The sequence below is a fragment of the Clostridium neonatale genome (assembly GCF_001458595.1).
Taxonomy (GTDB): Bacteria; Bacillota; Clostridia; order Clostridiales; family Clostridiaceae; genus Clostridium; species Clostridium neonatale.
The window spans coordinates 2,505,400-2,517,670 of the sequence record NZ_LN890328.1 but is presented as its reverse complement, the minus strand read 5'-3'; the positions used below and the strand labels follow the sequence as shown (position 1 = coordinate 2,517,670).

The 12,271-nt window shown below is 28.7% G+C and carries 6 protein-coding genes; all 6 read left to right on the top strand.

The window, feature by feature from the left end; translation table 11 throughout:
* Positions 1-73: 73 nt before the first annotated feature.
* The 6 genes from gdhA to recJ all read left to right on the top strand — a co-directional run bounded on the left by gdhA (position 74) and on the right by recJ (position 11,282).
* Positions 74-1,420 carry an NADP-specific glutamate dehydrogenase gene (gene gdhA / locus BN2920_RS18280; protein WP_058296401.1) on the top strand — a complete coding sequence of 449 codons (1,347 nt, stop codon included), beginning with the start codon at positions 74-76 and terminating at the stop codon, positions 1,418-1,420.
* Positions 1,421-1,780: 360 nt separating this feature from the next.
* Positions 1,781-3,175 carry a glycosyltransferase family 2 protein gene (locus BN2920_RS18275; protein WP_058296400.1) on the top strand — a complete coding sequence of 465 codons (1,395 nt, stop codon included), beginning with the start codon at positions 1,781-1,783 and terminating at the stop codon, positions 3,173-3,175.
* A gap of 405 nt (positions 3,176-3,580) precedes the next feature.
* Entirely contained in the window at positions 3,581-5,530 is a 1,950-nt protein-coding gene (locus tag BN2920_RS18270; RefSeq protein ID WP_058296399.1) for a DNA gyrase/topoisomerase IV subunit B, read from the top strand.
* A 146-nt stretch (positions 5,531-5,676) separates the two neighbouring features.
* Positions 5,677-8,568, top strand: a complete 2,892-nt coding sequence (locus BN2920_RS18265; protein ID WP_058296955.1) for a DNA topoisomerase IV subunit A — start codon at positions 5,677-5,679, stop codon at positions 8,566-8,568.
* 287 nt (positions 8,569-8,855) lie between these two features.
* On the top strand, positions 8,856-9,413 hold the full coding sequence (locus BN2920_RS18260; RefSeq protein ID WP_058296398.1) for a DJ-1 family glyoxalase III: 558 nt from the start codon (positions 8,856-8,858) through the stop codon (positions 9,411-9,413).
* Positions 9,414-9,515: 102 nt separating this feature from the next.
* Entirely contained in the window at positions 9,516-11,282 is a 1,767-nt protein-coding gene (recJ, locus tag BN2920_RS18255) for a single-stranded-DNA-specific exonuclease RecJ (protein ID WP_058296397.1), read from the top strand.
* Positions 11,283-12,271 lie beyond the last annotated feature (989 nt).

Below are 12,271 nucleotides of genomic sequence, written 5' to 3'. Positions count from 1 at the left end.
TCTTTCAAATTACTTGTTAATATTGTATTATTTAAGAGTAAGAGTTAAATATAAGCAATAAGGAGAGATAAAAATGAACGGCAAAGAATATGTTTCTAATGTTCTGGAAAAAGTTAAGAAAACTAATAGTGGAGAAAAAGAATTCTTAGATGCTGTTACAGAAGTTTTAAATTCATTAATACCAGTTTTTGATAAGCATCCAGAATTCATAGAAGGTGGGCTATTAGAAAGAATAGTCGAACCAGAGAGACAATTAATGTTTAGAGTACCTTGGGTTGATGATAATGGTAAGGTTCAAGTAAATAGAGGATTTAGAGTACAATTTAATAGTGCTATAGGACCTTATAAAGGTGGATTAAGATTTCATCCATCAGTAAACTTAAGTATAGTTAAGTTCTTAGGATTTGAACAAATATTTAAGAACTCATTAACAGGACTTCCAATCGGTGGAGGAAAAGGCGGATCAGATTTTGATCCTAAGGGAAAATCAGATAATGAAATAATGAGATTCTGCCAAAGCTTTATGTCAGAATTGTATAAATACATTGGTGGAAATATGGACGTTCCAGCAGGAGATATAGGTGTCGGAGGAAGAGAAATCGGATACCTTTATGGCTACTACAAAAAATTAAGATCTTTAAGTGACCAAGCTGTATTAACTGGTAAAGGTCTAACTTTTGGAGGAAGCTTAACAAGAACTGAAGCAACAGGATATGGATTAGTTTATTTTACAGAAGAAATGTTAAATGATAATGGGTCATCATTTAAGGATAAAACTGTAGTAATATCAGGATCAGGGAATGTTGCAATATATGCTACACAAAAAGCACAAGAATTAGGCGCAAATGTAGTAGCATTATGTGATTCAAATGGTTATATTTATGACAAAGATGGGATCAAATTACATATTGTAAAAGAAATAAAGGAAGTTAGAAGAGGAAGAATAAAAGAATATGTTGATGCAGTTCCATCAGCTGAGTATCATGAAGGGTGCAAAGGAATTTGGACTATTAAATGTGACATAGCTCTTCCATGTGCAACACAAGGTGAAATTGATAAGGAATCAGCAGAAATTTTAGTTAACAATGGAGTTAAGGTTGTTTCAGAAGGAGCTAACATGCCTTCAACATTAGAAGCAATTGAAGTATTCCAAAATAATAATGTATTCTTTGGACCAGCTAAAGCTGCTAATGCAGGTGGTGTTGCTTGTTCAGCACTTGAAATGTCTCAAAATAGCATGAGATTATCTTGGACTTTTGAAGAAGTTGATGAAAAATTACATGGAATTATGAAAAATATATATCATAATTCTAAGAATGCAGCTAAAGAATATGGCATTGAAGGTAATATATTAGCAGGTGCCAATATTTCAGGATTCATGAAAGTTGCGACTGCTATGATGGCACAAGGAATAGTTTAGTAATTTAGATTATATAATTTTAAATTAATAAGATATATTGAGATGGTATATTATTAAAGATCGATTTTTTATGAATTGATGATAATTATATACCATCTCTATTTATATAAACTATATTTTTATTATTAACAGGTTATAATATTTTTACAAATTGCAAAATATATTAACTATAAGGCATTCATATTTATATATGAAAGAAGATAATAGTAAATAGTATTAGATTAAAAAAATTTGGAAAATATTAATTTTATCTTAAGAATTACATGTTGATTTTTTCAAGCTATTGAAATATTATTAATAAGGGAGTATAGATTTATAAAATAATAGGCAATTTTTGCTTAAAATTTAGGAGTGAAATACATGGGAAAATATATTTTCACAATAACAACATTTTTTCAACTTTTTGTATTTGGTTTAACTTGCTATTATTTAATTTTAGGTTTGTTTGGATTTTTTAGAAACAAAGAAAAGAAAAATTATGATCCTAAAAATAAGTTTGCATTAATAATTGCAGCACATAATGAAGAAGTTGTTATTGGTAATTTAATTGAAAGTATGTTAAAACTCGATTATCCGAAAGAAATGTATGATATCTTTGTTATTGCAGATAATTGTACTGATAATACGGCTAAGATAGCTAGAGGATATAATGTAAATGTATGTGAGCGAAATGTAAGTGACAAAAGAGGTAAGGGTTATGCACTAGAATGGATGTTTGATAAATTATTTAAAATGGAAGAGCAATATGATGCTATTGCTATTTTTGATGCAGATAATCTAGTACATAAAAATTTCCTTAAAGAAATAAATTCAAAAATGTTACAAGGATATAAAGTTGTACAAGGATATATTGATAGCAAAAATCCAAATGATTCATGGATTGCTGCTGCATATTCAATAGCATTCTGGACACAAAATAGAATGTTCCAATTAGCAAGAGCTAATGTTGGTTTTTCAAATCAAATAGGTGGTACTGGATTTGCAATTGAAACAGATACATTAAGAGAGCTAGGATGGGGCGCTACATGTTTAACTGAAGATTTAGAGTTTACATGTAAGCTTGTGTTAAATGGTGAAAAAGTAGGTTGGGCCCATGATGCAATAATATACGATGAAAAACCATTAAAACTAGCTCAGTCATGGAGTCAAAGAAAAAGATGGATGCAAGGTTTTACGGATGTAGCTTCAAGATATTTCTTTAAACTACTTAAGAAATCTATTGTTGAAAGAAAATTCTACATGTTTGATTGTGCATTATATGTATTACAACCTTTTATAACATTATTACTTGGTGTTTCTGCACTTCTTACAATATTACAGGCAAATACTAAAGGATTAAATATCTTTATAATGAGTTATTTATTTAGTGATATTGGATGGAAAGCATTTGCAGCAGTACAATTCTTATTAACACCATTAGTTTTAGCCTTTGATAAAAAGGTTTCAAAAGGATTTTTAGCAATGATGTTTTTATACTCAACAAATGTGTTTATAGTGCCATACCTTTCAAAGACACTTGGTGATATTCATATTTTATTTATTGGTGGAATCGCACTTTTATATAATTTAGCATTTTTAATACTTACATGGGTATTCTTAGGAAAGAAAAATTTAATATTATTCTTTAGATTTTTATTATATGGATTATATACATTGACTTGGATACCAATAACTATTCAAGGTATACTAAATAAAAATAATAAAGAATGGAGCCATACAAAGCATGTTAGAAAGATAGAAATATGCGATGTTTAGTTCAGAAGATGCGGGCAGTTTGAATGAGCTGCCTGCTTTCTTTTTTGTCTATAAATAATTATATGAATTATTTATAGAAATGAAGAGAAAATTAAGCTTATATAGAACTTATTTTATAAATTGAAGTTTGATATATATACTATCGATAAAATATAGTATTGATAATAAATATACTAATATAAATTGACAATCGATAAGTAATAGTGCTATCTTTGTAAAAGTGAAAGGCTATACTTTTTAGAATACGAACTTCTAAATAAATTTGTGTAATATTTAATTATAAAGATATTTTTATCATTTAACTCTTTTAGATATGTGAATTGTAGGTTAGAATATATTAGGTAAATATTACAAGTAATATGAAGAAAGTTGATTGAATTGTTGAGTATATAGTGGAGGAGTATTATGGAATTAAAAAAGATGGATTCATATGATGTAACAGATTTAAGATCTCTTGAAAAATTAGAGCCAGTTAGAGTAAGACCAGGAATGTATATAGGTTCAACTGGAAATAAAGGGCTGCATCATTGTATTTGGGAAATAATTGATAACTCCATAGATGAAATATCAAATGGATTTGGAGATAAAGTTACAATAACTATAAATGAAGACAAAAGTATAACGATTTTAGATAATGGTAGAGGAATACCAACAGGAATTCATCCTACTAAGAAAAAATCAGGTGTAGAAATGGTTTTTACAGAATTACATACTGGTGGAAAGTTTGATAATAAAAATTATAAAACTTCTGGTGGGCTTCATGGTGTAGGGGCTGCAGTTGTAAACGCATTATCTAAATTCCTTGAAGTTGAAGTTTATCAAAATGGAAAAGTATATAGACAAAGATTTGAGTATGCATATGATAAAGAATTAAAGAGAGATATGCCAGGAACACCTGTAACTGATCTTGAGATTGTTGGAAAGAGTATAAAGACTGGAACAAAGGTAACATTCAAACCTGATAATGAGATTTTTTCTACTACTGATTTTAAATTTGACATAATAGATGAAAGGTTACAAGAGCTTGCATTTCAAAATAAAGGAATAAGATTAGAACTTATAGATAAAAGAAAAGGACATGAAAATAGTAAGGAATATTATTCGGAAAACGGTCTTTTAGATTTTATTAATTATCTAAATGAAAGTAAAACGCCAATACACGAAAAACCTATTATTTTTGATGGTGAAAGATTAGTAAATAATATTCAGATGTATGGCGAGGTGTGTATGCAATTTACAGACTCTACGACAGAATACATAGCAAGCTATGTGAATAATATTCCAACTACGGAAGCAGGAACTCATGAAACTGGGTTTAAAACTGGAATGACAAGAGCATTTAAAGAGTGGGCAAAAAAATTAGGTTTAGTTAAGGAAAAAGATAAAGAATTTGAAGGTGATGACTTAAGAGAGGGAATGACTGCTATAGTTAGAATAAAAATAACTAATCCGGTTTTTGAAGGACAAACAAAGACAAAGCTTGGAAATAATGAAGCTTATACAATGATGAATGATTTAGTTTATACTAAATTTGGTGAATGGATAGAAGATAACAAGCCATTAGCTACAACAATAATAAATAATGCATTGGAAGCTGCAAAGAGAAGAGACAAAATTAAGAAAATAAATGAAGCTGAAAAGAAGAAAATAGGAAAAGGAACAGCACCTCTTGCTGGAAAAGTAGCTGTGTGCACATTAAAAGATAGAAATGTAAATGAATTTATAGTTGTTGAGGGTGATTCTGCAGGTGGATCAGCTAAGCAAGCTAGAGATAGAAGATTTCAAACAATAATGCCTTCAAAAGGTAAAATAATGAATACTGAAAAGCAAAAGCTTGAAAATGTATTAGCATCTGAAGAATTAAAAATCTTTAATACTGCTATTGGAACAGGAACATTAGATAACTATAAAGAAGAAGATTTGAAATATGATAAAATAATAATTATGAGTGATGCTGACGTTGATGGGTACCATATAAGAACTTTATGGATGACATACATATACAGATATATGAGGCCATTAATTACAAATGGACATTTATATTTGGCACAACCACCATTATATAAGGTATATAAAGAAGGCAAAGGAAAATCAATCGTTAAATATGCTTATAGTGATGATCAGCTTGAAGAGGTAAAAAAAGAAGTTGGAAAAGGTGCATTAATCCAAAGATACAAAGGACTTGGAGAAATGAATCCTGATCAGTTATGGGAAACTACACTTAATCCAGAAACTAGAACTCTTCTTCAAGTTAATATAGAAGATGCGGCGAAAGCTGAAAAAATGGTTTCACTTCTTATGGGTGACATTGTTGAGCCTAGAAAAAATTATATGTATAAATATGGAGAATTTTAGGCAATTCATAATTCAAAATGCTCAATTCACAATTAATGATGAAAAACTTTTAGTTTTTCTAAAATATATTCTTAAGAAATCCCCTTTAGGGGATTTCAACATTAAATTGTGAACTGTGAACTGTGAATTGTAGAAAGGTTGATTTTATGGCAAAAAAAACAGATACACTTATTCCAAAAGATAAAAATATAGTAGGCGTGCCTTTAGAAGATGCAATGCCTGAAAACTATTTACCATATGCAATTGAAGTAGCTAAAGATAGAGCGCTTCCAGATGTAAGAGATGGATTAAAGCCTGTACATAGAAGAATACTATATGGGGCGTATATGCTTAAAGCATTTCCTGATAGACCATATTATAAATCGGCGAGAATAGTTGGTGATATATTAGGTAAATACCATCCACATGGTGATACGTCTGTATATGAAGCCATGGTAATTCTAGCACAGGATTTTTCGACTAGAAAACCTCTGATAGAAGGCCATGGTAACTGGGGATCAATAGATGGTGATGGTGCAGCAGCTATGAGGTATACAGAAGCAAGACTTTCACCTATCGCTCTGGAAATGCTTAGAGATATAGATAAAGAAACAGTAGAAATGATTCCTAACTATTCTGATAGTGAAATGGAACCTAAGGTATTGCCAAGCAGATATCCTAATCTTTTGGTCAATGGTGCTTTTGGTATAGCGGTTGGTTTGGCAACTAATATTCCACCACATAATTTGACAGAAGTAACCAATGGAGTCCTTGCTTATATTGATAATAATGAAATATCAACAAAAGAACTTATGGAATATATAAAAGGACCTGATTTACCTACAGGCGGAATATTAATAGGTGAAAAATCATTGCTATCAGCGTATGAGACAGGTGAAGGAAAGGTTGCTTATAGAGCGAAAACATCTATAGAAAAGCTTGAGAATGGTAGACTTGGTATTGTAATAACTGAATTTCCGTATAGAAGGAATAAAGCAAAATTACTTCAAACTATTTCTGAAATGACTGGAGACAAAAAACATTCTAAAGTCTTAGAGTCAATTACAGATATTAGAGATGAATCTGATAGAAATGGAATAAGAGCAGTAATAGAATTTAAAAAGAGTACTGATGAAACTACTGCTGATAAAGTTCTTAAATATTTATTTAAGAAGACTGATCTTCAATGTAACATAAGCTTTAATATGGTTGCACTTGCAAATGGTAAGCCAGAAACTATGGGACTAAAAGCAATCATAAAATATTATGTTGAACACCAAAAAGAAATAGTAACGAAAAGGACAATAAAGGAATTAGAGGCGGCTAAAAAAAGATATCATATAGTTGAAGGCTTCATAAAGGCTATAAATATATTAGATGAGGTAATAGCAACAATTAGATCATCAAAATCTAAAAAGGATGCTTCAGATAATTTAATAAGTAAGTATGGTTTTACAGAAATACAAGCACAAGCCATACTAGAACTTATGCTATACAGATTAACTGGACTTGAAATCACTGCGTTTGAAAAAGAATATGCTCAGCTAGAACAACTTATTAAGAAATTAGAAAAGATTCTTGCGAGTGAAAAAGAATTATTAAAGGTTATAAAAAAAGAGCTTAAGGAAGTTACTGATAAATATGGTGATGAAAGAAGAACTCAAATAATTCATGATGACACAGTAAGTAAAATAGATTTAGAAGAATTGATAGTAATAGAAGATGTAATGGTGACTGTATCTAATGATGGATTTATAAAAAGATTACCTCTTAAGAACTACAATAGATCAAATTCTAATCCTGAGGATATAGAATATAGGGAAGGAGACTCATTAAAATATTTAATAAGCGCCAATACAAAAGATACATTAATGATATTTACTAATAAAGGATTTATGTATCAAACAAAAGGAATAAACATTCCAGAAATGAAGTGGAAAGAAAAAGGCGAACGATTAGATAGAATTATAAAAACCCTAAATCTTGAAGAGGAAAAAATAGTCAGCATAATTTCTTTAGATAATTTAAATCCTGATAAGGCATTTAAATTTATGACAAGTAGAGGTGGAATTAAAATAACTTCATTAGAAAAATTTAAAACATCTTATACTAAGCTTCAAGCTTTAAAACTTAAAGAATATGATGAGTTAATAAGCGTTAATCTTAAAGAACTTAAAGATGAAGAAAAGAATTTAAAAATCAAAACAAAACTAGGATTAGAATTTACACTTGAAGTTCCTGAGATTGAAGAAGCCGGAAGAAATATTTTGCCTGTTCAGTTATTTAATTTATCAGATCATGATGAAGTCATAAATGTCGAAGAGGTAGAGGGGATTGATTACTTTGAATTAAATATAGGAATTAATGAAAAAGGCAAATTAAAAGCATATAAAACAGTTAAAGAAGATCTTTTAAAAGTAAAAACTAATTCTTTAAGTGAACTAATGATATTTACTAATATAGGTAACGTATATAAAATACCTGTATTTTTAATGAAGAAACTTATGGAAGAAGAAGTTTCAGTAGAAACGTTTGTAGGAGCATTAGATAAAAAAGAAAAAGTTGTTACGTTAATGTCGGTTAATTCTTATGAAGAAGATACTGTTGTATATCTATTTAGTAAAAAGGGCATGGTAAAGAAAACATTACTAAAAGAGTTTGAAGGCGATGTATTAAAGCAGGCATGTTATAAGTTTAAGTTTGAAGATGATGAGGTTGTGGCTGCAGATATAAATAAGATTAAGTTAGGTTACTTAGTTATGATAACCAAAAAAGGAATGGCAATAAGATTTCCAGTAGAAAATGTTAATCCAATGGGTAAGATAGCTTCAGGAGTTACAGGTATAAGTCTAAGAGAAGATGATGAAGTTATATTTGGAAAATTCACTAGTGATTATGTAGAAGCAGGTGGAAACACTATTGTATTAACAACAAATTCTAAGCAAAAAGAAAATATTAATATAAAAGATATAAAGCTACAAAACAGGGCAGGTCGAGGAAATAACATGATAGTACTTGTACTGGGAGATGAAATAAAAAATATTAATATTGATAATTAAGGCATAATCAAAAAAATAGCAAGTCCATCTGTCAAGCCTATTTTCCACCATGCTGCGTCAGCAAATTGCTCTAATAGGCATGGCTATGAGATCAATTTACTTCCTTGCCTGATGAAAAATAATCATGACATTTTGAACTTGTTATTTTCTTAAATATGCCTAATATTATAAATTAAAATTGATAACTGTAATTATACAATGTATAATATAATAAAATGGTAGTGAATGAGGGTGTTCTAAGATAAAATAGAATATCCTCATTATTTGAATTTTAGGAGGGAATATATATGAAAACAGTATGTATATTATTAGCAGAAGGTTTTGAAGAAGTCGAAGCATTAACTGTATCAGATATAATGAGAAGAGCAAATGTAACTTGTGATTTGGTATCTATAGATAAAGAATATGTTACTTCATCACATAATGTAACTGTAAAAGCTGATAAAATATTCCATGAAAATATGGAATATGATTTAGTTGTTCTTCCAGGAGGAATGCCAGGAGCATCAAACTTAAGAGATGATGATAGAGTGATTAAATTTGTTAAGAAACAAAATAAAGAAGGAAAATTAATAGGGGCAATTTGTGCTGCTCCAATAGTTTTTGGAAAGGCAGGACTCACAGAAGATAGAGAAATTACATCTTATCCAGGATATGAAGACGAATTACCAAATTGTGAGTATTCTGAAGAGGCGGTTGTAGTGGATGGAAATATAATAACAAGCAGAGGTCCAGCTACAGCAATGACTTTTTCTTATAAATTATTAGAAGCCTTAGGATATGAAGATAAAGTTAATAGCATCGCTTCAGGAATGTTATATAAAATGTTTATAGATATTAAGTAATATAGAAAAAATGCATAACTAAATCCCCGAAAGGGGATTTAGTTATGTGTTTTAATTTAAAATGTGAACTGATGCGTGTTTATAGAAAGGTGACAGTTTATTATGAAGGAAAGATGGTTCATAAAGAATAGAAAAGCTGATTATAAGACCATGTCTTTAAAATATGGAATTTCTGAGTTGATGAGCAAATTAATAATAAATAGAGACATATTTGAGGATGAAATTATAAAAAGTTATGTTACACCAGAATTTAATAAATTACATAATCCAAGAGAAATGAAAGACTTAGAACTAGCGGTAAATATATTAAAAGAAAAGATAATTACTAATAAAAAAATAAGAATTATCGGAGACTATGATGTTGATGGCGTTATTAGTGTCTATATGCTGTATACAGCACTAAAAAAATGTAATGCAAATGTTGATTATGAGATTCCAGATAGAATAAAAGATGGATATGGAATAAATGAGAAAATAATTAAGGAAGCAAAAGATGATGGTATAGATACAATTTTAACATGTGATAATGGAATTTCAGCAATAGATCAAATAAAATATGCTAAGGAATTAGGTTTAACTGTAATTGTTACTGACCATCATGACATACCTTTTGTTGAAGATGAAAATAATAAGAAAATATTTCTTCGATCAGATGCTGATGCAATATTAAATCCTAAACAAAAAGACTGCAATTATAAATTCAAGAGTCTTTGTGGTGCAGGTGTTGCATTTAAACTTATAGAAGTGCTATATGAAGAATTTAATATAGATAAAGAAGAATGCTATAAGCTAATAGAGTTTTTAGCAATAGCAACAGTTTGCGATGTTGTTGATTTAATTGATGAAAATAGAATTTTTGTTAAAAAAGGCTTAGAAAAAATAAATAATACGACTAACTTAGGATTAGGTGAGTTAATTAGAGAAAATGAAATACAAGATAAGACAATATCTGTATATCATCTAGGCTTTATAATAGGACCATGTATAAATGCATCAGGCAGATTAGATAATGCTAAAAAAGGATTAAGACTATTATTAGCAGATGAAGAAGATGAGGCAGTACACTTAGCTAAAGAATTAGTTAAATTAAATGCAGAAAGAAAAGATATGACAATGAAAGGCGTAGAAGATGCCATAGAAATCATAGAAGGAACTGAAATAATAAATGATAAAGTATTGGTAGTTTATTTGCCTCACATTCATGAAAGTCTAGCAGGAATAATTGCAGGAAGAATAAGAGAAAGATATAATGCACCAACACTGATTCTTACAAATGGTGAAGAATTTGCAAAAGGTTCTGGAAGATCAATTGAAGAATATAATATGTTTGAAAAACTTTTGGAATGTAAAGAGTTATTAGAAAAGTTTGGTGGTCATCCAATGGCAGCAGGTCTTTCTATCAAGGAAGAAAATATTGACAAACTTAGAGAAAAACTAAATGAAAATTCAATGTTAAAAGATGAGGATTTAATAAAAAAAATTAAGATAGATTGCGTATTGCCGTTAGATCAAATAAATTTAAGATTAATAGAAGATTTAGAGAAGCTTGAACCTTTTGGAAAAGGAAATGAGAAAGCTTTGTTTGGAATTAAAGATGTTAATGTTATTAAAGCACAGATATTGGGCAAAAATAGAAATGTATTAAAATTGAAGCTTAAAAGTAATAGTGATAAAATATTTGATGGAATATATTTTGGAGATATAGAAGAATTTGAACAAACGGTTTGTGATAAATACAATTCAGAAGAATTATCAAAATTATATGATGGAATTTTTAATGATGTAAAACTAGATTTTGTATTTTATCCCAATATAAATGAATATAATGGTAATGTTAGTATTCAAATTGTTATACAAAATTATAGATAAACATAGTAATATATCAAAGTTTGAAATAAAAAAGTTGCATAAATATTTTAGACATTGTAAAATTCCTAGAATTTAAGTGAGATCCCAGATCTTGCATTTAGCTGCTTAAACTTACTCCTATGAATGAATGTGAATAGTGAGTTTCATTTAAAAAATTATTTGCATAAATCCTTTAATAAAGATAAAATGCCCAGAATATAAGTGAGAATCCAAATTTTATATTTGGCTGATCGAACTTACTCCTATGAACGAACGTGAATAGCGAGTTTCCTTTAAAAAATTTATTTGTATAAATATTTTAATAAAGATAAAATGCCCAGAATATAAGTGAGAACCCAAATTTTATATTTGGCTGATCGAACTTACTCCTATGAGCGAACGTGAATAGTGAGTTTCCTTTAAAAAATTTATTTGTATAAATATTTTAATAAAGATAAAATGCCCAGAATATAAGTGAGAACCCAAATTTTATATTTGGCTGATCGAACTTACTCCTATGAGCGAACGTGAATAGTGAGTTTCCTTTAAAAAATTTATTTGTATAAATATTTTAATAAAGATAAAATGCCCAGAATATAAGAATATAAGAATATAAGAATATAAGAATATAAGAATATAAGAATATAAGAATATAAGAATATAAGAATATAAGAATATAAGAATATAAGAATATAAGAATATAAGAATATAAGAATATAAATTCTTACGAATTTGCTTATTTTATGGGAGTTAGAAGAAATTCTTTTAGAGGAAGCACCTATGCATATACATTTTAAAGAAACATCTTCATTAGTAGATAAAGATTGGCTATACTGTAATACGAAGCTTGAATAAAAAGAGCGTATATGTTACCTAAACTTTTTAATTTATTACTAGTTTAGAGTTGAGTGATTAAATATTAAAACAAATGGAGAAAATAAAAAGATTAAGAATTTATAAAATTCTTAATCTTTCATCTTGGTAGTTAACTAATGATTAGTTTTAGAAAT